Origin of the sequence: Nonomuraea longicatena, from assembly GCF_039525605.1 — a bacterium.
Lineage (GTDB): Bacteria > Actinomycetota > Actinomycetes > Streptosporangiales > Streptosporangiaceae > Nonomuraea > Nonomuraea longicatena.
On record NZ_BAAAHQ010000017.1, the window covers coordinates 133,380 to 158,934 of the forward strand.

Here is a 25,555-nt window from a genome sequence, read left to right on the forward strand (position 1 = left end):
TTCGCGCGGGTTTCCGTGAGACACCCGGGACCGGAGTCCAGGAGCCCGCCGCAAGGTGCGCGAGAGGCCGAGGAAGCGGGTCCGGAGAGGTTTCCGAGGGTACGGCCCGCGCCACACTGGGAGCCGCCGAGGTCCGGTGGCGCGAGCCATACCCCGAGAGGGGTTCAACGGGGAAGAAACCCCGCTGCTCCCGAAGGTACGGCCCGCCCCTTGCGAACGGCTTGCGAACGGCGATCACCGCCGTCGGCTCGCGAACGGCGAGCGACACGACCGCCCGGCGAACGGCGATCGGCTCGGCAGCGGCGATCAGCGCGGCCGCCGGGCGAACGGCGATCAGCCGAAGAAGACCTCCGCCTCCGCGTACCGGCCGTCCGGCACCGTCTTGAGCTCCGAGGTGGCCTCGTCGAGGCCGACCCGCACGATCTCGGTGCCGCGCAGCGCCACCATCGTGCCGTAGTCGCCGTCGTTCACCGCGTCGATCGCCTGGAGGCCGAACCTGGTGGCGAGCACCCGGTCGAAGGCCGTAGGGGTACCGCCGCGCTGGATGTGGCCGAGGACGGTGGTGCGGGCCTCCTTGCCGGTGCGCTTCTCGATCTCCTTGGCGAGCATCTCGCCGATGCCGCCGAGCCGTACGTGGCCGAAGGCGTCGAGTTCGCCCGTCTGGAGCGTCATCTGGCCCTCGATCGGGTGGGCGCCCTCGGCCACCACGATGATCGGCGAGTAGCGGGTGCGGAAGCGCGACTCGACGTACTCGCAGACCCGTTCGATGTCGAAGGGCTTCTCCGGGATGAGGATGACGTTGGCGCCGCCCGCCAACCCGGCGTGCAGCGCGATCCAGCCCGCGTGGCGGCCCATGACCTCGCAGATCAGCGCCCGGTGGTGGGACTCGGCCGTGGTGTGCAGGCGGTCGATGGCCTCGGTGGCGATGTTGACCGCCGTGTCGAAGCCGAAGGTGTAGTCGGTTCCGGACAGGTCGTTGTCGATGGTCTTCGGGACGCCGACGACGCGGACCCCGCGCTCGAAGAGCTGCCGGGCCACGCCCAGGGTGTCCTCGCCGCCGATGGCGATCAGCGCGTCGACTCCCCCGGCGGCCAGGTTCTCCTTGATGCGGTCGACGCCGCCCTCGATCTTGATCGGATTGGTGCGGGACGAGCCGAGGATCGTACCGCCGCGCGGCAGGATGCCGCGCACCGCCTGGATGTCCAGCTTCATCGTGTCGCCCTCTAGGGGCCCGCGCCAACCGTCGCGGAATCCGACGAACTCGTGTTCGTAAACACTTACGCCCTTGCGGACGACAGCCCTGATCACAGCATTCAGACCGGGGCAGTCGCCGCCCCCGGTGAGCACTCCAATACGCATGGCGGGTTCCTCCCGATGTGCTTCACGGCCAGAATCGCATTGTGCCCGCGGCTTGGGGCAGTGGTCTAGACCAAATTTAGGGTGAGGAGCGAGATCCGTGACAGTTTTGGCGATTGACGCGGGCACGACCGGAGTGACGGCCCTGATCGTGTCCGATGACGGCCGTATAGATTCGCGGGGTTATCAGGAGTTCGCCCAGTATTTCCCCGAACTGGGCTGGGTTGAACACAATCCCGAGGATATCTGGCAGGCGACGTTGACCGCATGCGCGCTCGCCCTGCGCACGGCCTCCGCACCCCCCTCGTGCGTCGGCATCACCAACCAGCGCGAGACGGCCGTGCTGTGGGACCGCCGTACGCTGGCGGCGCCGAGGAACGCGATCGTGTGGCAGGACCGCCGCACCGCCGCGATCTGCGCGCGGCTGCGGGAGGACGGCCACGAGCCGAGGGTCTCGGAGCTGACCGGCCTGCGCCTCGACCCGTACTTCACCGCCACCAAACTGACCTGGCTGGCGGGCCGCGACCCCGGAACCTGGGCCGGGGTCGCCTCCGGCGACGTCGCCGTCGGCACCGTGGACTCCTACCTGGTCGCCCGCCTCACCGGGGGCGCGCGCCACGTGACCGACCCGTCCAACGCCTCGCGCACGCTCCTGTACGGCCTGGCCTCCGGCACCTGGGAGCCGGAGCTGTGCGAGCTGTTCGGCGTCCCGCTCTCCGCGCTGCCGGAGATCGTCCCCAACTACGGCGAGATCGGGCGCACGGACCCCGACGCGTTCCTCGGCCTCGACCTGCCGATCAGCGGCATGGCGGGCGACCAGCAGGCGGCCCTGTTCGGCCAGACCTGCTTCGCCGCCGGGGACGTCAAGTGCACCTACGGCACCGGTTCGTTCATCCTGACCAACACCGGCTCGGAGATCGTCCGCTCGGAGGCGGGACTGCTCACCACCGTCGCCTGGCAGCGGCCCTCGGGCGAGCTGACGTACGCGCTGGAGGGCTCGGTCTTCGTCACGGGCGCCGCCGTCCAGTGGCTGCGCGACGGGCTCGGGATCATCGACGGCGCCCCCGAGTCCGAAGAGCTCGCCCGTACGGTCCCCGACAGCGGCGGCGTCGTCTTCGTGCCCGCCCTGACCGGTCTGGGCGCCCCCCACTGGGACCCGGAGGCGCGCGGTCTCATCACCGGCCTCACGCGCGGCACCACCCGGGCCCACCTGGTGCGGGCGACACTGGAGGCGATCGCCTTCGAGGTCCGCGACGTGGTGGAGGCGGCGCCGCCCGCCTCGGTGCTCAAGGCCGACGGCGGGGCCAGTGCCAACGACCTGCTGATGCAGCTCCAGGCCGACCAGCTCGGCACTGCGGTGGAGCGGCCGATGGTCCAGGAGACGACGGCGCTGGGCGCGGCCTTCCTGGCGGGGCTCGGCGCGGGCGTGTGGGCCTCCACGGAGGAGTTGACCAAGACCTGGCGCCTCGACCGCAGATTCGAACCCGGTGCCCGCGACGACGCCGCCTACGCCCGCTGGCAGGCCGCCGTGGCCCTCGCCCGCACCCACGCCTGAGCACCCGCCCCGCACCGGCCACCCGCCGCGTCCGCACTCACCCGCCCGCGCCCCAGCCGACCGTGCGCCGTCCACCCCACCCGGCCGTGCGGCGGCCCACTGCAGGGGCGCGGGCCTCTCCTCCACGCCCGACCGTCCGGCGCCCTCCGCCCGGCGCTCGCGGCGGCCGACGACTCCGTCAACCAACGGTTGACGAAAGGAGAGCGTCAACCTATGGTTGACGCATGGATGGAACAGTACGCCTCGACGACCTCATCAACGCGATCAAGACCCGCCACTCCGACGGCGACCCCCTCGGCCAGCTCACCGACGCGGTCACCCTCGGCGAGCACCTGGGGGAGGTCGCCGACCACCTCATCGGCCACTTCGTCGACCAGGCCAGGCACTCAGGCGCCTCCTGGACCGAAATCGGCCGCAGCATGGGCGTCACCAAGCAGGCCGCCCAGAAGCGGTTCGTCCCCAAGGAGGGCTCCTCGCTCGCCGACGACCTGAAGGCGTACACCCGCTTCACCCCCCGCGCCCGCGCCTGCGTCGTGGCCGCCCAGACGGAGGCCGGGAACGCGGGGCACGACCACATCGAGCCGCCCCACCTCGTCCTCGGCCTCCTGCACGAGCCCGAGGCGCTGGCCGCCAGGGCCATGGCCACCCTCGGAGCGACCCCTGAGACCCTCAGGGAGGCGATGGGCCACGTCGCGGGACCCGGCGACGGCCAAGCCCCCTCAGGCGACCAGACGCCCTTCGCGGCGCCGTCCAAGAAGGTCATGGAGCTGACCCTGCGGGAGGCGCTCAGGCTCGGCCACAACTACGTCGGCACCGAGCACCTCCTGCTGGGCGTCCTGTCGCTGACCGACTCGCCGACGGTGACCGTCCTGGCGGGGATGGGTGTCACCAAGGAGGCCGTGGAGCGCGAGGTCATGGCGCTGCTGCACCGGCTCTCCTGACCGTCCCCGCCCCGCCCGGCCCGCCGACCGGCCCCTTGGCGAACCTGACGAGGAGGTTCGTGGTGGCCCTGCGGGTGAAGGCGGCGGCCGCGTCGGTGACGCCGTGGCCGCACCTGCGCCCGCGCATCCCGCACACCCACCGCATGGTCCCGCTGGCGAACACCCCGGCGCCGCTGGGCGCCACGTAGAAGGTGCTGTGGGAGACCGTGGCGCGGCCACCGCAGTTCACGGGCGACTCGGCGAGCACCCGCACGTTCGGGGGCGACCCGCGCGACACCCGGTCGGTCTCGACCCCGGCCAGACCGGGGAAGCGCCGCCCCCGGGTCCCGTCGAAGATCCAGTGGGACGGCCTGCTGACCTCGTAGGCCGCCTCGGCGGGGAAGCAGTCGTACATCTGCCCGACCAGGGTGCTCTCGGGCTTGGACTCCCGCCACAGCCGGCAGCGGCTCTCCTTGTCGCACTCGACGATGCGGTCGTCGGTGGAGATCCGCCAGTAGACGGCGTTCGCGCCGAGGAAGGCCAGGTTGGCACCCTTGTCCCGGGCACCGGTGACGGCGGCGCGCATGCCGGGCGTCCAATACTCGTCGTGGCCGAGCGAGACGATCGCGCGGGCCCCCTCCAGCGCCTTCGGCGTGAGGTCCAGGTTCGTCAGGTACGCCAGCGGCACCCCGCTGCGCTCGGCCACCTCGATCGCGTCCTGTTCGAGGTCGAGGAAGAGGCGGGCGCCGTTGGTGTCGTACGGCCGGTCGAAGCTCACGCGCCGCGAGCGGTCGGCGAACCCGCCGGGCCCGGTGTACAGGTTGCGGCCGCCCCAGCGGTTGTACGCCTGCCAGGTGGTGACCGCGTTGACGATCACGACGCGGCCCCGCGCCGACGCCGACCGTACGGTCACCGGCACGAACCGCTGCCCGCCCCCGGCCGCCTCCAGCCGCAGCAGGTAGGCGCCTTCGGCCCACCCCGTGGTGTCGACGGTGAGCGACGGCTTCCAGTGGGCGGCGGTGACCATGCCGCCGACGGTCCGCGCGGGCGGCTGCCGCACGCCCTTGACCGGCTGCGACACCCACACCTGCGCGGCACGGGCGCCCATGCGGAAGGCACGCACGGTGAAGCGGGGGGCGGTGGTCGAGACCCGCAGCCGGAAGCTCTGGCCGGGCAGCACGCTCACCTCGTCCGCGTACCCCTCGATGCCGCCCTGCCTGGCCAGGCGCCAGGCGACCGGGCGCGGTCTCTCGGTGGGCGGCGCGGCCACCGGTTCGGGCCGGGACGGCGCGACGAAGGCCGCGTCCGTGCACGCGGCGAGGGGCAGCAGGAGCAGGAGCGCCAGCAGGGCGGCGAGAGTGGAACGCACGTGCGCATCCTGACCGCTGCCACCTCGGTGACCAGCGTGTTTGGATCAGGCGGGGAGCACGCAGGCGGGAGTCTTTACCTCCAGCGTCTCGCCCGTGGGGTGTGGCAGACCCTGCTTGAGCCGGAAGACGGCGACGGAGTCCGAGTTCTGGTTGGCCACCCAGAGGGTGTCGCCGTCGGCGGCGAAGTGGCGGGGCCAGGCGCCGCCGGTGGGGACCTCGGCGACCCGCTTGCCGTCGCGGATGACGCTGAGCGTGTCCGGGCCCCGGTTGGCGACGTACACGGCGCCGCCGATCAGGTCGATGTGGGAGGGGTAGGTGAGGACGCCGGTGCCGCTGGAGGCGACCGAGGAGATCTCGCGCCACCGCTCGTCGTAGGTGCGCACGGTCGCGTCCAGTTCGCCTGCCACGTGGCAGCGGCCGTGCTCGTCGAAGACGAGGTGGCGCGGGCCCATGCCGGGCATCAGCCGTACGGGCTCCAGCGCCCGGCCGGACAGGGTGTAGCGGCGGATCTCGTCGGTTCCGAGGTCGGGCACGTGCAGGACGTCGTCGTGGAAGACGCACTGGTGGGCGTGCGGGCCCTCCTGGCGGTCGGCGCGCGGGCCCCGGCCCTCGTGGGTGAGCACGACCGGCTCGCCGCGAAAGAGCCCCCGCTCGTCGAGATGGTGCAGGCTGACGACGCCGTCGCCGTAGTTGGCGACGGCCAGCAGTGTGCCGGAGGGGTGAACGGCCAGGTGGCAGGGGCTGTGCCCGGCGCTGGGGCGGCGCGCGGCGGCCTTCAGCCCGCCCGTGGTCGAGAAGGCGGTGAGCTCGCCGCTCTCCAGCTCGCCCACGGCGTACAGGACGGGCAGGACCGGGTGGGCGGCCAGGAACGACGGGCTGGCGACGGGCGTCGTTCCGGCGCCCGGGGCGAGGATGCCGGAGCCGTACCCGCCGATGTAGAGGTGCTTCACAGGGGGATCCCTCCCATGGTTGACTATGGCAATGAATTCTTTGACCGAGGCAAGGGTCTCTGAGGTCAGGGCCTTCAACCGGTTCTATACGAAGGTGGCGGGCGCGCTGCAGGCGGGGATGCTGGACTCTCCGTACACGCTGGTGGAGGTACGGGTGCTGTTCGAGGTCGCGCAGGCGGGCGAGCCGGAGGCCCGCACCCTGCGCGACCTGCTCGGCATCGACGCGGGCTACCTGAGCCGCGTGCTGGCCCGCCTGGAGGGCGCGGGCCTGCTGGTGCGCCGCCGCTCCGACAGCGACGCCCGCAGGCTGCTCGTCCGGCTCACCTCCGACGGCGCCGCCGCCTTCGCCGAACTCGACCGCCGCCAGTCCGAGCGGACGGCCGCCCTGCTGTCGCACCTGAGCGAGGCCGAGCAGGCCGACCTGGTCTCCGGCATGGCCGGGGTGCGCGCCCTGCTCGGCGACCGGCCGGCGCCCGGCCCCCTGCTCATCAGGGCGCCGCGCTCCGGCGACCTCGGCTGGGTCGTCAGCAGGCACGCCGCCCTGTACGCCCAGGAGTACGGCTGGGGCCTGGCCTTCGAGCAGACGGTGGCGCGCATCTGCGCCGACTACACCCCCGGCCGCGACGCCGGCTGGATCGCCGAGGCGGACGGCAGGCCGGTCGGCTGCGTGTTCTGCACGGGCAAGGACGACACGACGGCGCAGTTGCGGATGCTGCTGGTCGAGCCGTCCGCCCGGGGGCTCGGCCTCGGGCGGCGGCTGGTCGGCGAGGTCGTCGCCCACGCCCGCGCCTCGGGCTACGAGCGGATCACCCTGTGGACCCGCGCCTGCCTGGTGGGCGCGCGCCGGATCTACCGGGAGGCGGGCTTCGCCCTGGAGTCCGCGCGGGAGGGCGAGGAGAACGGCGTCCCGGTCACCGAGGAGGTGTGGTCGCTGCCGCTCGCGGCGGCCGGCTCGGCCACCAGTTCAGCGGTCCCGCGAGGCGCATCAGCGCGGGCACAAGGACGGCTCTGATCACGGTGGCGTCGACGAGGACGGCGACGGCCATGCCCACGCCCAGCATCTGCACGAACGTCACCTGCGCGGTGGCGTAGGCGGCGAACGACAGGGCCAGGATGCCACCCGCCGCACCGATCAGCGGGGCGCCGCGCTGCAGCCCGGCGGCGACGGCCGCCGTCGTGTCTCCGCCGTTCTTCTCGTACTCCTCCTTGATCCGCAACAGCAGGAAAACCTCGTAGTCCATCGACAGGCCGTAGGCGATGCAGAGCATGAGGATCGGGATGCTCGCGTCGAGCGTGCCGGTCGGGGTGAAGCCGAGCAGGCCGGACAGGTTGCCCTCCTGGAAGACCCAGACGACGGCGCCGAACATGACGCCGAGGCTGAGCAGGTTGAGGAGGGTGGCCTTGAGCGGGATGAGCAGGCTGCGGGTCATCGCGAACAGCAGCGCGAAGGTGACCACCAGCATGAGGACGAGCGCGAGCGGCAGCCGGTCGACCAACGTGGCGCGGTAGTCGGCGAGCTGGGCCGGGTATCCGCCGACCAGCCGCCCGTCGGGCCCCGGCACGTCCCGGACGGCCTGGACCAGGTCCGCCGGGTCCCCCGCCATAGTCTCCGCGGACGGCACGACCGACACCCAGCCGCCGTCCTTCCCCGGCAGGGGCGCGAACCTGGCCGGGACGCCGGCGCCGATCCGGTTCCCGTTCGCGAAGACACCCTCGGCCGAGTCGACCTGAGCGACGCCGGGCAGGCGGGACAGGGCCGCCGGGTACCCCTGCGGCACCCCGGCCGAGCTCACGACCTGGACGGCGTCGGTCTCCTCCGCCGCGAACGCGCCGCGCACGACCTCCTGCGTCTGCCTGGCGGGCGCCGACGCGGGCAGGATGCGGTCGTCCGCGACGCCGAACTCCAGCCCCAGGAACGGCGAGGCCAGCACGAGCAGCACGAGCACGGCCGCCCCTCCCGTCAGCAGCGGCCTGCGCATGACCCGGGTGGCGAGCGCGTGCCAGAACCCGGTGTCGGAGGCGGGCCGCTCCCTCTTGAGCAGGAACGTTCCACCCGCCGAGGCCAGCAGCGCGGGCAGCACGAGGACGGCGGCGACCAGGCCGCCCACGACGACGGCGATGCCCGAGTAGGCGAACGAGCGCAGGAAGTCGAACGGCAGCACGAACAGGACCGCGAGCGACGCGGCCACCACCAGGCCGCTGAACAGCACCGTGCGGCCCGCGTGCTCGACGGCCCGCGCCACGGCCTCCGGGCGGTCGCGGCCGAGGCGGGTCTCCTCGCGGAAGCGGGCGATGACGAACAGGCAGTAGTCGACGCCGAGGCCGAGCCCCATCGCGAGGGTGAGGTTGAGCGCGAAGGTGGAGATGTCGGCGAAGGGCAGCACGCCGCGCAGCAGGGCCAGCCCGACGGCCATGGCGAAGATCCCGGCGAGGATCGGCACCAGCGCCGCCACGACCCGGCGCAGGTACAGCCAGAGCAGGACGAACACCAGCGGGAAGATCAGCAGTTCGGCGCGAACGAAGTCCTGCCTGGCGATGGGCACCGTCTGCCGGAAGACCTCCTCCCCGCCGCCCGCCCGCACGCCGACCAGCGCGTCGTCCCCGACCACGCGGGGCACCAGCGCGGGCAGCACGGTGCCGCGCACGTGGTCGGCGTCGCCCGGGACCCGTACCAGGATCAGCGCGTGGCGGCCGTCCTCGCTGCGCAGGGTGGGCGAGGCGCCCCTGGTCCAGTAGGAGGCGGCCTCGGCGACGCCGCCGAAGGCGGCGACCCGGGCAGTCAGTTCGCGGCCCCTGGCGGCGACGGCGGGGTCGTCCACCGTGCCGTTCTTCGCGGTCACCAGGAAGATCAGGTCGGGGGTTCCGGTGCCGAAGCGCGCGGCCAGTTCGGCGCGGGCACGGTCCGACTCGGAGCCGGGGGCCTCGAAGCGGGCCAGCGAGAGGCGGGGAACCGTACCGGCCGCGAGGACCCCGGCCACGACCAGGCCGAGCGCGGCGAGGGCGAGGACGAGGCGGCGGCGCCGTACCAGGAGGTGGCCCAGGCGGCGCAGCGGGGGCGAGGGGGTTCCCGGGCGCGCCCGGGTCAGGGTGGTACTCATCGTGGCTCCGAAAACTCGGTAAAATACTCGTGTTTCATCTTCGACCAGAAATACAAGTAAATGCTCGCATTTGTCAACGTGGGGTGCCCATGACCGAGCGACCGGTACGCAGGCAGGCGCGCGGCCTCAAGCGCATGGCCGAGATCCTCGACGCCGCCGAACTCGTCATCGCCGAGGTCGGCTACCCCGACCTGACGACCAACCAGGTCGCGGCGCGGGCCGGGCTGTCGCCGGGCTCGCTGTATCAGTTCTTCCGCAACAAGGAGGAGATCCTCGACGGCCTCGTGGCCCGCTACACCGAGGACCGGCAGGAGTTCTGGCGCGAGCGCCTGGCCTCGGTCACGCCGGACCTGCCGCTCGAAACCCTGGTCGGCGGGCTGGTGGACGCGAGCGTCGCCTTCAAGGCCCGGGCCCCCGCCTACTGGGCCCTGATGTACGGCTCGGCCACCGGCGACCGCCTGGCCAGGGCCGCCGCGCGACTGCACGAGGACGTCGCCCGGAACGTGGCCGCGATGCTCCTGCGGCGCTCCCCCGGCCTGGACGAGGAGCGCGCCCGCACGATGGGCACGATGGCGGTGGCGGCGGTGAAGGCGGTCATGCCCATGGTCGGCGCCGCCGGCCCGGAACGCGCCGAGGTCCTGGTCGCCGAGCTCAAGCGGCTGCTGGTGGGGTATCTCGGCTGAGAAGTCCGGCTACGCGCCATATGCTGTCCGCCGTGACCTCCGAACGCGTTGTCGTAGACGGCCGCTTCGAGCTCCTCGAACGGCTCGGCAGCGGCGGCATGGGCACGGTGTGGCGCGCCTACGACCTGGCCCTGCACCGCGAGGTCGCGCTCAAGGAGGTCCGCCCCTCCCACTCGCCCGACCCCGACCGGGCCGCGATGCTGCGCGAACGGGTCCTGGTGGAGGCCCGCGCCCTGGCCAGGCTCCACCATCCGAACGTGGTGACCGTGCACCACATCGTCGACGACGCGCGCGGCGAGCACCCCTGGATCGTCATGGAGCTGGTGCGCGGCCCGTCCCTGCACGGGCGGCTGGCCGACGGGCCCCTGTCGCCCGCCGAGGCGGCCGGGATCGGCAGGGGCGTCCTCGCCGCGCTGGCGGCCGCGCACGCGGCGGGCATCTGCCACCGCGACGTCAAGCCCGCGAACGTGCTGCTGCGCGACGACGGCAGGCCCGTCCTCACGGACTTCGGCATCGCCGCGCTGTTCGACACCGCCGGGCTCACCGCGACCGGCGAACTGGTGGGCTCGCCCGAGTACATCGCGCCGGAGCGGCTGCGCGGGCACGAGGGCGATCCCGCCTCCGACCTGTGGTCGCTCGGGATGATGCTGTACGTCGCGGTCGAGGGCACCCATCCGATGCGCCGCGACACCCCGCTGGCGACGCTGGCGGCGGTGCTGGACGGGCGGGTGCCGCCGCCGGTGCGCGCGGGCCCGCTGACCCCCGTCCTCGGCGCGCTGCTGGTCTCCGACCCCTCCGCTCGCCCGCCGATCCCCCACCTCGACGCCATGCTCGCCCAGGCCGCCGTCTCCCAGAGCCCTTCCCCGTCCGGTGCGGGGCCTCAGCACGGCCGGCCCCACGCGGGTCACCGTCCCGGTCCTCACTCAGGGCCTCAGCCCGGCTCCCTCGCGGGCCCTGGCCGTCACCCAGGGCCCCAGATCGGCTCGCACGCGGGCCGCCACCCCGGACCTCCCTCTGGCCCCGGTGCTCCCGGCGGGCCCCAAGGTCCGCTTCCGGGGGCTCAGGGGTACGGCGGGCCGCCGTACCAGACCGGGCCCGTGGGCCGGGCGTCCACGACCGATCCCGGCTCCTCCGCCAGGCGGCGGTCCGGCAGGGGCCGGGTGGCCGGTGGGGCCATCGCCGTCACGGTGGCCCTGGGCGCCGCCGGCGGCGTGCTGCTGACCCTCCGCCCCTGGGAGGGCCGGGCCCAGGTCGATACCCCGCGCGCGTCCATCCTGCGGACCATGCCCAAGCTGGTCACCCCGTCCCAACCGGAGGACCTGTCGTCCCGGCAGCAGAAGACGGACCCGCCCGCGAAGGTCGACCTGCTGACGCCGGAGGGCGCCCGCCAGTCGATCGCCGCGCTGCAGAAGGCCGCCAAGACCAAGAAGTTCGTCCAACTCGTGATCTACGGCGAGTACGCCATCGCCGAGGTCCGGCTGCGCGACGACCCGAAGGCCTACGACCGCTTCACCTACCGCGATGGCGTCGTCACCAAGACGATCGGCGGCCCAGTGATAGGGAAGGGCGCCGACAGCGATCCGACGCGCTTCAACTGGGACGCGCTGCCGAGGCTGCTCGCGGACGCGCGCAAGACGCTCAAGGTCAGGAAGCCGACCTCGTACTACGTGATCGCCGAGTCGGCGTCGATGTTCAACTTCAACCAGCCGCTGATGCGCGTCTACATCTCCAACGCCTACAGCGGCGGCGGCTACCTGTCCGCCGACCGCTCCGGCCGCATCCTCAAGCGCTACCCCTCATGACGCGCTGGACCCGGAACGGCCCCGTCACCTCGAAGGTGTGGCCGTCGGTGCCCGTGCCGGAGCGGCCGCGCTGCGAGGAGAAGTAGAGGCGCGAGCCGTCGGGCGAGAAGGCGGGGCCGGTCAGCGTGCTCTCGTCGTGGCCGGTCAGCCGCAGGAACGGCACCACCGCCCCGCCGCTGACCACGTCGATCTCCGTACCGGCCGCCATGAACAGGTCCTCGGGCGGCAGCACGTCGCGCGCCGGGGCGCCGGACCCGCCGTCGTAGGCCCAGACCTGGCCGGCCGTCGCGAACACCAGCAGCCCGTCGCGGGTGTGACAGCCCTCGGCCCGGTCGAGGCGCAGCGCCCCCGGCACCTGGTGGCGGGCGGCGGTCGCGGTCGCGGCCGGGCAGGGGACCTCGCGCCAGCCGTCCGCGACGGTGAGTACCTCCAGGACGCCTTCGGTGAGGTCGCCCCAGTCGCGCGGGCGAAACCGGTACAGGCATCCGTCCGGCTCGTCCTCGGTCAGGTAGACGACCTGGTGGACGGGGTCGCAGGCGACGCTCCCGTGGGAGAACCGGCCGAGGGCGAGGCGGGGGCGGGCCGCGCGGGCGCCGTACGGGTCGCACTCGTGGACCAGCCCGCGCGGGCCGCGCTCGCACGACAGCCAGGTCTGCCACGGCGTGGCGGCGCCCGCGTGGTTCGGTCCCGTGCCCGACAGCACCCGATATGCGTCCTGTACGGTCCCCCGCGCGTCGAACCGCAGCGCCGACGCGCCACCGACGAACGGCACCGCCGAGTTGGACACGTGGATCCAGCCGTCACCGTCGGGGAAGCAGGCTCCGGCGGCCGGGGTCGGATGCCAGGTGAGCCCGGCCACCTTGCGCCCGGTGCGGGCGACGAGGCGGCCCGTGAAGCCGTCGGGCAGCGCCAGCCCGCTGGCCTCCGGCGGGCGCAGCGGGCCGTAGGGACCGGCTCCGGACCGGGAGTGCCACGGTGGACCGGCCACGGTGACCGCACCCGCGCGAAGGAGAGTTCTGCGCGTCATCTGGGGCCTCCCTGTGTCTGCCTCGGTAGTCGACCCGAGTCAGGTGAATGGGAGATGACCGCACGCTGGAACACGGACGAACCCAGAACGACGTCAGCCTGGGAACCCCCATATTTCCCCCGATCAGACGGGACGGCGAGGGCTGTTCTCGCGAAGCGGGCGGAGCGGCGGGAGCCGTTCGCGCGGAGCGGGTGGTCAGCGCTGCGCCTGGAACATCCAGTGCTGCTTGTCGATGTCCTGCGCGACGGCGATGAGCAGGTCCTGGGTCACCGGGTCCGGCTCGTCGGTGGCCTCGATGCGCCGGCGCATCCGCTTGGAGACGTTCTCCAGGATGTCGGTGAACATCGCGACGACCTTGCCGTCTTCGATCCAGGCGACTTCCGGCTGGGTCAGCTTGGTGCTCTTGCCGATCGTCGCGGCGCGGCCGTCCGGGTTGACGCCGACGGCCACGGCGCGCTCGGCGATCGTGTCCGCGTGCTCGCGGGCGAGGTCCACGAGTTCGTCGAGCTGGAGATGGAGCGGGCGGAAGTGCGGGCCCACCACGTTCCAGTGTGCCTGCTTGGCGACCAGGGACAGGTCGAGAAGGTCGACCAGCGCGCCCTGCAGAGCCTCGGCGACGACCTTCTTGGCGTGGTTGGAAAGCGGTCCGGTGATCGCAGCCATGGTGATGTTCCTCCCCGATCGTCGTTTTTCACGTTCACCGTGGAGAACAGAAGTGATCGCGCGATTCTTCCACGACATTGACACTGTCATTATTGCAGTGTCATTGTGGTGGTATGAGCGAGACCTGGACGATCGGCGAACTGGCCGAGCGCGCCGCCGACGCGCTGGGGCCGCAGTCCCCGCGCGGCAACGGCCGGGTGCGCGAGGTGCCGGGCGAACGGCTCATCCGGTGGTACACGACGATCGGCCTCGTCGACCCGCCGCTGACCCGGCGCGGGCGGATCGCCAGGTACGGCCGCCGCCACCTGCTTCAGCTCGTGTCCGTCAAACGCCTGCAGGCCGAGGGCCACTCGATCGCCGAGATCCAGTCCCGCCTCGCGGGCGCCGCCGACTCCCACCTGGAGACCACCGCCCGCCTGGAGTCCGCCGCCCGCCCGGAGCCGACCGACCTCCTGCAGTCCACCACCCGCCCGGAACCGGCCACCGTACGGGAGCGCTTCTGGACGGACGGCACGACGACCACCCCCGCGCCCGCCCCCACCGCGCCCCACATCCCCCCTACCGACCCGCCCGCCACCGCGCCTGCCGACACCGCGAGCTCCGCCACTGACGCCCCCGCCGCGCCCCCCGTCAACGCCGCCACGGTCACCGCCGCCACCGATACCGGCGCCCCCGGCGCCGCGCCGGGCACGCCCGTGCAGGTCGCATACGCCCAGGACGTGCCCGCACCAGGTGCCGGGACCGGGCAGGGCGCGGGCGTGAGCGCCAGGGTCGGCGGGATCCTGCTGGCCGACGGCGTGGTGCTGGTGCTGAGGGGCGCACCCACCGACGACGACATCGAGGCAGTCCTCGCCGCGGCCGGACCGCTTCTTCAGGTGCTTGAGGAGAGGAACCTCACATGAAGATCACTTCCCTGGATCCGGCCCACTGCCTCCCGCTGCCCGACGCGGGCATGGGCGCGCTGGAGACCGAGCGCGGCAACCTGCCCCTGGAGAGCGTGGACGTCTCGGCGCACCTGTCGGGCCTCGTCGCCGGAGTGGAGGTCGCGCAGGAGTTCACCAACCCGTTCGAGGTCTCCCTGGAGGCCGTGTACGTCTTCCCGCTGCCCGCCCGCGCCGCCGTCACCGCCTTCCGCATGGAGGCCGACGACCGGGTGATCGAGGGCGTGCTGAAGGAGCGCGGCGAGGCCAGAGCCGATTACGACCGCGCCCTGCGCGAGGGCAGACGCGCCGCCATCGCCGAGGAGGAGCGGCCGGAGGTGTTCACGATCCGCGTCGGCAACATCCTGCCGGGCGAACGCGTGACGGTCCGGCTGTCGCTGAGCCAGCCGCTGCCGTACGAGGACGGCGCGGCGATCTTCCGCTTCCCGCTGGTGGTGGCGCCGAGGTACGTACCCGGTGAGCCGCTCGACGGCCCGCCCGTCGGCGACGGCACCCGGCCGGACACCGACGCCGCCCCGGACGCCTCCCGGATCTCCCCGCCCGTGCTGCTGCCCGGCTTCCCCCGCCCGGTACGGCTGCGGCTGTCGGTCACCCTCGACACCGCCGGCCTGAACCTGCGCGAGGCGGCCTCCAGCCTGCACGTGGTCCAGCGCGACGGCGACCGGCTCACCCTGCGCCCGGACGAGCGGCTGGACCGCGACTTCATCCTGCGCCTGACGTTCGACACCTCCACGTCGCTGCTGCTGGACGGCGCGGGCACGTTCGCGCTGACCGTGGTGCCGCCGCCGGTGGAGGGCGCCCGCACCCCGCGCGACCTGGTGCTCCTGCTCGACCGTTCGGGCAGCATGGGCGGCTGGAAGATGGTCGCGGCGCGGCGTGCGGCGGCCCGTATCGTCGACACGCTGACGGCGCGGGACCGCTTCGCCGTACTGGCCTTCGACTCGTTCGTGGAGCCCGCCTTCGACGGCCTGCGCGAGGGCACCGACCGCAACCGTTACCGGGCCGTCGAGCACCTGTCGCGCATGGACGCGAGGGGCGGCACCGAACTCCTCGACCCGCTGCTTCAGGCGGTCGCCCTGCTGGGCGGCGGCGACGAGGGCCGCGAGCGGGTGATCGTGCTGGTCACGGACGGCCAGGTGGCCGACGAGGACCGCATCCTGGAGCGCACCGGCGGCGCCCTGTCGGCGATGCGCGTGCACACGGTGGGCATCGACCGGGCGGTCAACGCCGGCTTCCTCAGCAGGCTGGCCGGGCTCGGCGCCGGGCGGTGCGAACTGGTGGAGTCCGAGGACCGGCTGGATGCGGCCATGGAGCGCGTCCACGCCCGGATCGGCGCGCCGTCGGTGACCGACCTGTCGCTCAAGGGCCTGGACGTCGAGCCCGGTACGGTCACCCACCTGGGCGCGATCTTCCCCGGGGTGCCGCTGCGCGTGTACGGCCGCCACCGCGCGGGCGACACGCTCACCGTGCGCGGACTGGCCGGTGGGGCGCCGTGGGAGGAGCGGGTGCCGGGCACAGTGGTGGCCACCCCGGCGCTCAGGGCGGTGTGGGCGCGGGCCCACCTGCGCGAACTGGAGGACAGGTACGCCATGGGCGAGCACGAACTGGAGCCCCAGATCGTGCGGACCTCGCTGGAGTACGGCGTCCTGTGCCGCTTCACCGCCTACGTGGCCGCGGACACCCGGCCGGCCGCCGAAGGCGGCCCGGAGCACCGGGTGATCCAGCCCGTCGAGCCGGTCAGCGGCTGGGAGCCCCCGGCGGGCGGCGCCCTGTTCGCGACCGCGATGCCGATGAGCGTGAGCCGGGGCCCGGCCCCCGCCGCCCCGGCCGCCTTCGGCCCGGCCCTCGGCGGCCCGGCCCCGGACTCCGGTCAGCCCCTCCCGTCCGGCCCTGCTCCCGGTCAGGGCCTCGCCTACGGCGCGGGGTCCGGACAGGCCATGAAGGGACGGCGGGGCCGGGGGTTCGCCCGTGCCGTACCGGCCGGGCCGCAGGTCGTGCGGGCGGGCCACTCGCTCGACTCGGTCCGCCCGCAGCTGACGGCCGAGCTGGAACGGCTGACGGCGATGCGCGGCATGCCCGATCCGCTGTACCTGGTCGACCTGGGCTCACGACTGGCGGTGCTGGCGCACTTCCTCGGCGGGCACGCGGAGCTGGCCGCCGTGGCCCGCGAGCTGGAGGCGGCCGGTCAGCCGGGCACCGACCTGGCCGCGCTGCACCGCCGTACGGTGGAGGTCCTCACGGCCCTGACCTCGACACACCCGTTCTGGAAGCGCGGCCGACCGGAGTAGCGGAGGGGTGCGGTAGGAGCCGACCGGCGCTCTCGACCGCGACGCTGATCCGCACGCGCTGAGGCTGCCGCTGCGGGTGCCGAATGCTCACACAGACCACCCGGCCCTCGCTCGTCACTGAAACGGACGGACCCGCGTCCTTCGGAAAGGGGCGGCCCTTCGGGAAGGGCGGGGGTTCGGGTTAGAACCGTTCCATGGACTTCCACGGCCGGATCGGACGGACGTTCGCAGGCTCGCGCTCCTGGTGGCCGCCACGGCGGTCACCGGGACCCGGCGCCCCCAGCATCGTGCTGGTCCTGGTGGACGACGTCGGGTTCGCCGACCTCGGCTGCTACGGCTCTGAGATCCCGACCCCGCACCTGGACGCGCTGGCCGCCGACGGTATCCAGTGGACCGACTTCCACGTCACCCCGATGTGCTCCCCCACCCGGGCGGCCCTGCTCACCGGCGTCAACCCGCACCTGGCCGGGGTGGGCCACGTGTCCAACTCCGACCCGGGCTTCCCCGGCTACGCGGGCGAGATCTCCCCGGAGGCCGTCACGATGGCCGAGATCTTCAGGGACGCGGGCTGGCTCACTCTGGCCGTCGGCAAATGGCATCTCACCAAAGACTCCGACATGTCGGATGCGGGTCCCCGGCACGCCTGGCCGCTGCAGCGGGGTTTCGACCGCTTCTACGGCTTCCTGGAGGCATTCACGAACCACCATCACCCGCACCGGCTGATCCGCGACAACTCCGCCGTCAAGACCGACCGCTACCCCGACGGCTACTACCTGGCCGACGACCTCACCCGCGAGGCCGTCGAGATGATCAGACAGGCGGGCGAGCGCCCGTTCCTGCTGTACCTGGCGCACGGCGCGGCCCACGCGCCCCTCCAGGCCCCGGCGGAGGACATCGCCCGCTTCGACTACCGCGACGGCTGGGACGCGGTACGCGAACGCCGCTTCCGCAGGCAGTGCGAACTCGGCCTGCTGCCGGAAGGCACCGTACTCCCGCCGCGCGAGAGCGCGCCGGGCGACGACGTGCCCGCGTGGGACGACCTCGCCCCCGCGACCCGGCGGCTGTTCGCACGCTACATGGAGGTGTACGCGGCGATGATCGCCGCCGTCGACCGCAGCGTGGGCGAGATCCGGCGCACCCTCACGGAACTGGGCAGGCTGGACGACACCGTCTTCGTCTTCACCTCCGACAACGGCGCCTCCCGTGAGGGCGAGGCGCACGGCACCACCCAGTACCTGCGCACGCTGCTGTCGGCGGGCAGCCGCCACGACCGCGAGGACCCGGACGCCGACCTCGACCGTCTCGACCTGGTCGGCGGGCCGCGCACGCTGGCGCACTACCCGCGCGGCTGGGCGATGGCGGGAAACACGCCCTTTCGCCTGTACAAGCGCAACACGCACGCGGGCGGCCACGCCGTACCCCTGCTGATGTCGTGGCCCGCCGGGCTGCCGCAGCGGGGCGAGCGGCTCGGCCACTGGGCCTACGTCACGGACGTGCTGCCCACGCTGATCGAACTGACCGGGGTGCAGGCGGCGGAGGGACTGCCGCGCACGGGCCGCTCGCTGCTGCGCGACGGCCCGGAACGCGGGCAGTATTTCGAGTTGCAGGGGCATCGCGGGTACGTGCGGGGCACGTGGGAGATCGTGACCAGGCACGCGCCGCTGACGCCGTTCGGCGAGCACGAGTGGGAGCTCTACCACCGTCCCTCCGACCGCGCCCAGGCGAGCGACCTCGCCGCCGAGCACCCGGCGCTGGTGCGCGAGCTGGCCGGGGAGTGGGAACGGGCCGCGCGGGCCAATCGCGTCTACCCGCTGGACGAGGGCTCGCGGCTGCGCTACCTGCTGCGTCCGCCGTGGCAGCGGGACCCCGCCCCGGTACGGCTGCGCCCGCCCGTGCCGACGCTCGAACGCTGGCAGGCGCTGCAGCTCGTCCAGTGGCGGTCGTTCACGATCACCGCGACGGTGGCGGAGCCGGGCACGGGGGTGCTGGTGGCGCACGGCGGCCAGGGCGGCGGCTACCTGCTGTACGCCGAGGACGAGCTGGTCTTCGCCCACAACGGCTTCGGCGTCGTGCGCGAGCTGCGCGCGGGGCCGCTCGGCCGCATGATCGAGGTGGAGGTGAGCGCGCCCGGCGGCTGGGTGTGGGACGTGCGGGTACGCGTGGACGGCCGGTTACGCGGCGAGCTGACCGGGTTGCCGATGCTGGCGGCGTTCTGCCCGCTGGAGGGCATCGACGCCGGGATCGACCGGCGCTCGCCGGTCTCGTGGGAGGTGTTCCGGCGGCACGGCCCCTTCCCGTTCGGCGGGCGGCTGCTGGAGGTCGTGTACACGCCGGGTCCGTTCGCCCCGGACGCGGGCGCGAACTTCGTGGATCTGGTCAGACAGCTCGGACTCAGGTATGAGTAGGGCGAATAGGCTGTTGAGGTGAATACCCTCGTCCTGGACGGTGGCCTGGCCACCCATCTCGAAGCCCTCGGCGCCGACCTGCGCGACGACCTGTGGTCCGCGCGGCTGCTGCTGGAGGACCCCGGCCTGGTCAGGCGGGTGCACGCCGACTACTTCGCGGCGGGCGCCGACGTGGCGACCACGGCCAGCTACCAGGCCACGCTGCCCGGCTTCGCGGGGCGCGGGATCGGGGCCGCCGAGGCGGAGCGGCTGCTGCGGCTGTCGGTCGAGCTGGCCGGGCAGGCGCGCGACGAGGCCGGGCACGGGCTGGTGGCCGCCTCCGTCGGGCCGTACGGCGCCTATCTGGCCAACGGCGCCGAGTACACGGGCGACTACGACCTGGACGAGGAGGGCCTGCTGGCCTGGCACCGGCCGCGCTGGGAGATCCTCGCGGGCGCCGGTGCGGACCTGCTGGCCTGCGAGACGATCCCGTCCATGGCCGAGGCCCGCGCGCTGGCCCGGCTGGTGACGGAGACCCCCGGGGTCAAGGCGTGGGTGAGCTTCTCCTGCCGCGACGAGGCCCGCATCAACGACGGCACCCCGATCGAGGAGGCGGCGGCGCTGTTCGCGGGCAATCCACAGATCGTGGCCGTGGGTGTGAACTGCACGGCGCCCCGGCACGTCCCGGGGCTGATCTCGCGGCTGACGGTGCTGCCCGTGGTCGTCTACCCGAACTCGGGAGAGGTCTGGGACGCCGGCGAGCGGCGCTGGCACGGCCTCGCCGACCCGGCTGAGTACGGTCAGACGGCCAAAGAATGGCAGGACCGGGGCGCCTCGATGATCGGCGGCTGCTGCCGTACGACGCCGGAGCACATCAGGCAGGTGCGGGCGCACGTTTCCTGAATGGACCGCTCCCCACCGGGTCCCGAGCACCGGCGGGGAGCGGCGCGCATACTCGGACCGGGCACTCAGGCCGGGGCGGGGGCACCACGGCGCTGCCTGCGCAGCGCGTCCACCGACAGCAGGCCGCCGCCGCTGAAGCCGATCGCGAGCGCCGCGGCGGCCAGGCTGAGCACGAACTCGTAGCCTCCGTCGCCGACCATGAAGCCGTTGGGGAGGTGGACGAACAGGATGGCGCCGACCATGTCGGCGGCCAGCAGGACGCCGGCGATCGGCAGGGCGGCGCCGACGATGAACGCGAGTCCGCCGGCGACCTCCAGGACGGCGACGGCCGGGGCGGCGATGCCCGGCAGCGGGACGCCGACCTTGTCGAAGAAGGCGGTGGCGCCGTCCAGGCCCATCACGGCGAACTTCTGGTAACCGTGCACGATGAAGACCACTCCGACGGCCACCCGTGCGAGCAGCAGGGCCACGGGACGGACTTGGTCGAGCATGTCGGTTCTCCCTTGCGTCGTCGTCCGGAATCGAGCAACGCCAGGATGTCGTACAAATCTAAACGAAATCTGAGACCGGAATGGGAAAGCGATGAGACGGCGCCGCGTCCGTGAGCCGTCAGTGGTGGGCGGTGGCGCGGCGGGCGCGCTCCATCTCGACCTTGGCGCTGGCGGCGTACTTGTCGACGTACTCCTGACCCGACAGCTCCATCAGGGCGTACATGATCTCGTCGGTGACCGCGCGGAGGACCAGACGGTCATCCTCCATGCCGTAATAGCGTGAAAAATCGAGCGGCTTGCCGAATCGCACGCCGGGCCGGATCCCCAGCTTCGGCAGTGGCCGTCCGGGCGGCATCATCTCGAAGGTGTTGACCATGGCCCACGGGATCACCGGCGCCCGCGACTCCAGCGCCAGCCGCGCCACCCCGGTCTTGCCCTTGTAGAGGCGCCCGTCCGGCGAACGGGTGCCCTCGGGGTAGATGCCGAGCACGTTGCCCTCGCCCAGCACGCGCAGTCCGGTGCGCAGCGCGGCCTCGCTGGCCTTGCCGCCGGAGCGGTCGATCGGGACGGTGCCCACACCGCTGAAGAACAGCCGGGTGAAGAAGCCCTTGACGCCCCGGCCGGTGAAGTAGTCGGATTTGCCCAGGGAGATGACCTTGCGGCGCAACTGCAGCGGACCGAAGAAGTGGTCGGCGAAGGACAGGTGGTTGCCCGCCAGGATGGCGGGGCCGTGCCTGGGCACGTTGTCCGCCCCCTCGGTCCACGGCCGGAACACGAGATGGAGGATCGGCGCCAAGATGGCCTTGACCACCCAATAGAACACCCGGGCCACCCTTTCGAGGAACCTGCTTGCCCAGCCTGCCGCGTGGACGCTCCTACCGACAACTCTAGTAGCGCCGCGTGAGCAGAGTCATCTTCGCATCTCGGAGGCGATGCTCCTACCCAGCTCTCGCACAACCGGCTTAAATCATGCGACTATCGGGCAATTCAGGGATGAAAACTGGCTGTGCCGACGTTGGGAGCAGCTATGCCGCTCATGCCGGGCGCCGAGCCCTACCACCACGACGGCGGCGAGGCCGGGGTACTGCTGTGCCACGGGTTCACGGGCACGCCGCAGTCGATGCGGCCATGGGCCGAGTTCCTGGCCGCGCACGGCCTCACCGTGTCGCTGCCGCGCCAGCCCGGCCACGGCACGACCTGGCAGGAGATGAACCGCACCCGGTGGGAGGACTGGTACGCCGAGGTCGAGAAGGCGTTCGAGGACCTTCAGGGCCGCTGCGCCGAGGTGTTCGTCTGCGGCCTGTCCCTGGGCGGCTGCCTGGCGCTGCGACTGGCGGAGGTGCACGGCCCGGCCGTCAGAGGGCTGGTGCTGGTCAACCCGTCGATCACCCTGGACGTGCCGCTGCTGCGGCTGGCCCCGCTGCTGAAGTGGTTCATGGCGTCGGTGCCCGCCATCGCCGGGGACATCAAGAAGCAGGGGATCACCGAGACGGCCTACTCGCGCACCCCGGTGCGGGCGGCGTCCTCGCTGCCCCAGCTGTGGCACCTGGTGCGGGCCGACCTGCCCAAGGTCGCCCAGCCGTTGCTCGTCTACCACAGCACGGACGACCACGTGGTCAAGCCGGCGAGCGTCGGCTTGCTCCGCAGGACCCTCAAACACGCCACGATCGAGGAACTCTCCGATAGCTACCATGTTGCGACGCTGGATAATGATGCCGACAGGATCTTTGCCGGGAGCCTCGACTTCATCCGGACACATGCCTCGGTACCCTTGCAGAGGGACTGAACGCACGCAGGGGGAAGGCGCGTAGGTGACGCCCCAGAGTGACGAGGACGAGGTCTGGCGTCAGATCGTCGCCTCATTCAACGACACGGCCGAGCGCGACTCGGCCGATCAGCCGTGGCCCGACAGCGAGAACGTGCCAGAGGAGCCGGCCCGCCGGGTGGCGCGGCCCGCCGAGGCCGACCTCGACCTGCGCGACGACGGCGACGCGGACGGCGCGCTCGACGAGCGTGCCGACGACGAGGACGAGGGCCATTACGAGCCGCCGCCTCCGCCGCCGCTGCCCAAGCTCGACCTGACCACCAAGCTGGCCTGGCTCGCGCTGTTCGGCGGCCCCGCCTACCTGCTGCTGGCGGCGATGGCCGAGTGGCAGATGGAGGGCTGGGCGCTGTTCACGGCGGTGGCCGCGTTCATCGGCGGCTTCGTGGCGCTGGTGGTGCGCATGGGAGACGGTCCGCCCAACGACTCCGGCTGGGACGACGGGGCTGTGCTCTGAGCGCCGCTCAGGAGGTCGTGGGGGGCTTCGGGCCGAAGGTCTCCACGACGTCGGTGTAGCGGTCGGTGGCGTCGACCACGTGACCGACCGCCCACACCGTGCCCTTGCCCGGCAGGTAGGTCACCGCCTGCAGGCGTACGGAGTTGCGGCTCTTGGCGTCGCCGCCGCCCCTGATCACCTCGAAGCGGCCCTTCTCCTGGCGCAGCAGGAAGCCCTCGGCCGGGCGTTCGCGGTCGTAGCCGGAGATCCAGTAGCGGCCCTTGCCGTCGCCGGTCACGCCGTAGAGCCGGGCGGTGATCGGCGGGAGCTTCTCGCGTGTCCAGCGCTTGCCGTTCCAGGACAGCACGAGCGGGTCGATCCGGCCGGCGCCGTGGTAGACGCCGCCGACCGCGAGCGCCCGCTTGGCGCTGTCGACCTGGATGTCGCGCAGATAGCCGCCCGGGATGCGGGGCAGCCGCATCGGCTTCCAGGAGCCGCCCGACTGCCGCATGACCAGCGGCCCGTCGCCGGTGTCGCCGACCGCGAAGCCGCCGGAGACGGCGTAGAGGGCGCCGTCGGAGGTCGTGGGCGTCACCGTCCAGGAACCGTTCTGCCCGGAGACGATCAGGGCCTTGTCGCCCCTGCTGCCGACGGCGACGACCTTGCCGCCCTTGGCGTCGAGCCCGCCGAGCCAGTCGCCCGCCCACAGGCCGGGCACCTGGACGCGGTCGAAGCCCGTCACGTCGCCGCCCGCGAGGTAGGGCAGGCCGTCGTGGCCGTCGCCCACCGCCCACACCTGCGTCGGGGTGCCCGCGGCGATCGTGCGCAGGTTGCCCGCGCCGGTGGCGTCGCGGATGGCGACCTCGGCCCAGGCGGTGCCGTTCCAGTGGCGGATGGTGCCCCGGTTCTTCCAGACGTCCCAGATCTCCTGCTGGCCCACCGCCCACACGTTGCCGGCCGACAGGGCCAGCACATCGGACAGGGACCCGTCGACGTCGAGGCGCGCGCTGGAGGAGCGCTGCCACGACTCTGCCGTGACGGGACGTGGTTCGGCGCGCGCAGCCCCCTCGACCGGCGCGACGAGCGGATACGCGAGGCACGTCGCCAAGGTCAGGGAGAGTACGCGCCGCCGATGGCGACGGGTCATGAGGAAATATTACGGGCTGGCCGCACTCGATCACCCGACGACCCCGCGATCCGGCCGATCAACCGCCTGTGACCTGGGTCACCCTGACGTCGGCGACGACCGGCAGATGGTCGGTCGCGGCGGCCAGATCACCGGCTACGGCCTCGGCCCCTCCGCACGACACCACGTCCAGACCGGGCCCGGCGAAGATCGCGTCGATGCGTTTGCGCGGCTGTCTGGCGGTGAACGTCATGCCGTCGCCCCTCGGCGCCCTCGGGTAGCAGTCGGCGAGTTGGCCGGCGACGTACCGCCAGGTCGGCTCGGCGCTCTGCTCGTTGAGGTCGCCCGCGATCACCGGGACCGCGCCGAAGCGCGTGGCCGCCGCGCGCACCAGCGCGATCGCCTCGACCGCGTGCTGCATGCGGGCCGCCGCGTCGAGGTCGAGGTGGATGGAGCCGACCGCGAGGCGCAGGCCGTCCACCTCGACGACCGCGAGCGCCATCCCTCTGATCTCCAATCCGATGAAGATCTTCAGCACGTGACTCTCCGCGTGCAGGATCCTGGCCCTGGCGGAGACGTAGACGGCGACGCCGCCCAGCCTGCGCCCGGCCGCCACCCGCATGCCCGCCGCCTCGGCGAGTTCCCTGCGTCTGCCGCGCCAGAAGAGCAGGCGCGGCGCCTCCTGGACGCACAGCACGTCCGCCCGCATCGCCGTGATGACCCTGACCAGTGCCGGCACATCGTCCTTCATGCCGCGCACGTTGTACGTCCCCACCCTGACGCCCACTGACGGACTGTAACCCCGTCAGCGCTGTCTGGCCAGGTCCGCGGCCCCGACCAGGCCCGCCGAGGCGCCCAGTTCGGCCAGCCGGATGTCGGCGAGCGGGCGGTGGCCCCTGCCGGTGATCCGGTCGGCGTAGGCGGCCCTGGCCCGGTCGAGGAACAGGTCTGCGGCCCGGGAGACGCCGCCGCCGACGATGAAGCAGCCGGGGTCGAGTATCGCGGCCAGGTCGGCCAGTCCCTGCCCGAGCCAGTCGGCGAGCGCGTCGAAGGCGGCGAGCGCGGCCTCGTCGCCCTTGCGGGCGGCGGCGGTCACCTCCTCGCCCCTGATCCGCTCCCCCGTCATCTCCCGCAGGACCGGGGCACGCTCCGGCTGCCGCTCGGCGATCTCGCCGGCCTCGATGACCAGCGCGTTGCCCGAGGCGTACTGTTCCCAGCAGCCGCTGTTGCCGCACCCGCACGGCCGTCCGCCCGGTACCACCTGCATGTGGCCGAGTTCGGCGCCCATGCCCCAGCGGCCCCGGAACAGCTTGCCGTCGAAGACCAGCCCGCCGCCGATGCCGGTGCCGATCGTGACGCACACGACGTGCGTCTGCCCGCGCCCGGCGCCGAACCTGGTCTCGCCCCAGGCCATCGCGTTGGCGTCGTTCTCCACGATCACCGGCAGCCCGATCAGGCCGTTGATCTTCTTCTGCAGCGGCTCCTCGCGCCAGGCGAGGTTGGGGGCGAAGCGCACCATCGACCGGCTCTCGTCGACGAAGCCCGCCGCGCCCACGCCGACGGCTTCGACGCGGCGGCCCCGCGCCAGTTCCGCGACGACGTCGGCGACGGTCTCGGCGACCAGGTCGGGCTGGTCGGCGGGGGTCGGCCGGAGCGCCTGCTCGACGACGCGCCCCTGCTCGTCGACCACGCCGGCGGCCACTTTCGTGCCGCCGATGTCCACCCCGATAGTCAGCATTG

General features: G+C 72.8%; 22 protein-coding genes. 11 read left to right on the forward strand and 11 right to left on the reverse strand.

The genetic code is table 11. The annotated features are described in order from the left end of the window. Nucleotides 1-333: 333 nt before the first annotated feature. Nucleotides 334-1,359, reverse strand: coding sequence for a 6-phosphofructokinase (locus ABD120_RS18380; protein ID WP_343951136.1), 1,026 nt, complete (start codon nt 1,357-1,359; stop codon nt 334-336). Between the two features lie 97 nt (nt 1,360-1,456). On the opposite strand from ABD120_RS18380, the gene ABD120_RS18385 reads away from it, so the two are divergent. Continuing rightward, nucleotides 1,457-2,911, forward strand: coding sequence for an FGGY family carbohydrate kinase (locus tag ABD120_RS18385; protein ID WP_343951137.1), 1,455 nt, complete (start codon nt 1,457-1,459; stop codon nt 2,909-2,911). A 224-nt stretch (nt 2,912-3,135) separates the two neighbouring features. After that, on the forward strand, nt 3,136-3,852 hold the full coding sequence (locus ABD120_RS18390) for a Clp protease N-terminal domain-containing protein (RefSeq protein ID WP_343951138.1): 717 nt from the start codon (nt 3,136-3,138) through the stop codon (nt 3,850-3,852). On the opposite strand, the gene ABD120_RS18395 is transcribed toward ABD120_RS18390, so the two are convergent. Both ABD120_RS18395 and ABD120_RS18400 read right to left on the reverse strand, forming a co-directional pair. After that, on the reverse strand, nt 3,824-5,200 hold the full coding sequence (locus tag ABD120_RS18395) for a N,N-dimethylformamidase beta subunit family domain-containing protein (RefSeq protein ID WP_343951139.1): 1,377 nt from the start codon (nt 5,198-5,200) through the stop codon (nt 3,824-3,826). The two genes, ABD120_RS18390 and ABD120_RS18395, sit on opposite strands and share 29 nt — an antisense overlap. Nucleotides 5,201-5,245: 45 nt before the next feature. Further along, on the reverse strand, nt 5,246-6,151 hold the full coding sequence (locus ABD120_RS18400) for a lactonase family protein (protein ID WP_343951140.1): 906 nt from the start codon (nt 6,149-6,151) through the stop codon (nt 5,246-5,248). A gap of 31 nt (nt 6,152-6,182) precedes the next feature. Between ABD120_RS18400 and ABD120_RS18405 the strand changes: the two genes are divergently transcribed. Beyond that, nucleotides 6,183-7,163: a bifunctional helix-turn-helix transcriptional regulator/GNAT family N-acetyltransferase gene (locus ABD120_RS18405; RefSeq protein WP_425563996.1), complete on the forward strand. Its 981-nt coding sequence runs from the start codon at nt 6,183-6,185 to the stop codon at nt 7,161-7,163. Here the strand turns inward: ABD120_RS18405 and ABD120_RS18410 are convergent. Beyond that, nucleotides 7,063-9,249, reverse strand: a complete 2,187-nt coding sequence (locus ABD120_RS18410; RefSeq protein WP_343951142.1) for an MMPL family transporter — start codon at nt 9,247-9,249, stop codon at nt 7,063-7,065. The two genes, ABD120_RS18405 and ABD120_RS18410, sit on opposite strands and share 101 nt — an antisense overlap. Nucleotides 9,250-9,338: 89 nt before the next feature. Here ABD120_RS18410 and ABD120_RS18415 point away from each other — a divergent pair, with 89 nt between their 5' ends. Together ABD120_RS18415 and ABD120_RS18420 are read left to right on the forward strand one after the other, a co-directional pair. Then, nucleotides 9,339-9,932 (forward strand): TetR/AcrR family transcriptional regulator, encoded by a 594-nt coding sequence (locus ABD120_RS18415; RefSeq protein WP_343951143.1) that lies wholly within the window; start codon nt 9,339-9,341, stop codon nt 9,930-9,932. A 32-nt stretch (nt 9,933-9,964) separates the two neighbouring features. Then, a complete protein-coding gene (locus ABD120_RS18420; RefSeq protein ID WP_343951144.1) occupies nt 9,965-11,734 on the forward strand; it encodes a serine/threonine-protein kinase in 1,770 nt (589 codons plus the stop codon). Here the strand turns inward: ABD120_RS18420 and ABD120_RS18425 are convergent. Continuing rightward, nucleotides 11,715-12,761 (reverse strand): alkaline phosphatase PhoX, encoded by a 1,047-nt coding sequence (locus ABD120_RS18425; RefSeq protein ID WP_343951145.1) that lies wholly within the window; start codon nt 12,759-12,761, stop codon nt 11,715-11,717. The genes ABD120_RS18420 and ABD120_RS18425 overlap by 20 nt on opposite strands. A 195-nt stretch (nt 12,762-12,956) precedes the next feature. Continuing rightward, complete coding sequence (locus ABD120_RS18430; protein WP_343951146.1) at nt 12,957-13,424, reverse strand: Dps family protein; 468 nt, start codon at nt 13,422-13,424, stop codon at nt 12,957-12,959. A gap of 113 nt (nt 13,425-13,537) precedes the next feature. On the opposite strand from ABD120_RS18430, the gene ABD120_RS18435 reads away from it, so the two are divergent. From ABD120_RS18435 to mmuM, 4 genes are all read left to right on the forward strand, one after another. After that, on the forward strand, nt 13,538-14,326 hold the full coding sequence (locus ABD120_RS18435) for a helix-turn-helix domain-containing protein (protein WP_343951147.1): 789 nt from the start codon (nt 13,538-13,540) through the stop codon (nt 14,324-14,326). Further along, nucleotides 14,323-16,653, forward strand: coding sequence for a VIT domain-containing protein (locus ABD120_RS18440; protein WP_343951148.1), 2,331 nt, complete (start codon nt 14,323-14,325; stop codon nt 16,651-16,653). The genes ABD120_RS18435 and ABD120_RS18440 overlap by 4 nt, the downstream gene beginning before the upstream one ends. Nucleotides 16,654-16,847: 194 nt before the next feature. Continuing rightward, on the forward strand, nt 16,848-19,058 hold the full coding sequence (locus ABD120_RS18445; RefSeq protein WP_343951149.1) for an arylsulfatase: 2,211 nt from the start codon (nt 16,848-16,850) through the stop codon (nt 19,056-19,058). Between the two features lie 18 nt (nt 19,059-19,076). Then, on the forward strand, nt 19,077-19,940 hold the full coding sequence (gene mmuM, locus ABD120_RS18450; protein WP_343951150.1) for a homocysteine S-methyltransferase: 864 nt from the start codon (nt 19,077-19,079) through the stop codon (nt 19,938-19,940). Between the two features lie 65 nt (nt 19,941-20,005). Here the strand turns inward: mmuM and ABD120_RS18455 are convergent, their stop codons facing one another. Beyond that, a complete protein-coding gene (locus ABD120_RS18455) occupies nt 20,006-20,431 on the reverse strand; it encodes a DoxX family protein (RefSeq protein WP_343951151.1) in 426 nt (141 codons plus the stop codon). A 118-nt stretch (nt 20,432-20,549) separates the two neighbouring features. Then, complete coding sequence (locus ABD120_RS18460) at nt 20,550-21,254, reverse strand: lysophospholipid acyltransferase family protein (protein ID WP_343951152.1); 705 nt, start codon at nt 21,252-21,254, stop codon at nt 20,550-20,552. Between the two features lie 204 nt (nt 21,255-21,458). On the opposite strand from ABD120_RS18460, the gene ABD120_RS18465 reads away from it, so the two are divergent. Next, nucleotides 21,459-22,217, forward strand: coding sequence for an alpha/beta hydrolase (locus ABD120_RS18465; RefSeq protein WP_343951153.1), 759 nt, complete (start codon nt 21,459-21,461; stop codon nt 22,215-22,217). Between the two features lie 25 nt (nt 22,218-22,242). Next, nucleotides 22,243-22,710, forward strand: a complete 468-nt coding sequence (locus ABD120_RS18470; protein ID WP_343951154.1) for a hypothetical protein — start codon at nt 22,243-22,245, stop codon at nt 22,708-22,710. A gap of 7 nt (nt 22,711-22,717) precedes the next feature. On the opposite strand, the gene ABD120_RS18475 is transcribed toward ABD120_RS18470, so the two are convergent. From ABD120_RS18475 to ABD120_RS18485, 3 genes are read right to left on the reverse strand one after another with little or no spacing between them, the layout of a single operon-like run. Continuing rightward, entirely contained in the window at nt 22,718-23,836 is a 1,119-nt protein-coding gene (locus ABD120_RS18475) for a ligand-binding sensor domain-containing protein (RefSeq protein WP_343951155.1), read from the reverse strand. A gap of 58 nt (nt 23,837-23,894) precedes the next feature. Beyond that, a complete protein-coding gene (locus tag ABD120_RS18480) occupies nt 23,895-24,602 on the reverse strand; it encodes an endonuclease/exonuclease/phosphatase family protein (protein WP_343951156.1) in 708 nt (235 codons plus the stop codon). An 18-nt stretch (nt 24,603-24,620) separates the two neighbouring features. Then, nucleotides 24,621-25,553 carry an ROK family glucokinase gene (locus ABD120_RS18485; protein WP_343951229.1) on the reverse strand — a complete coding sequence of 311 codons (933 nt, stop codon included), beginning with the start codon at nt 25,551-25,553 and terminating at the stop codon, nt 24,621-24,623. Nucleotides 25,554-25,555: the final 2 nt, after the last annotated feature.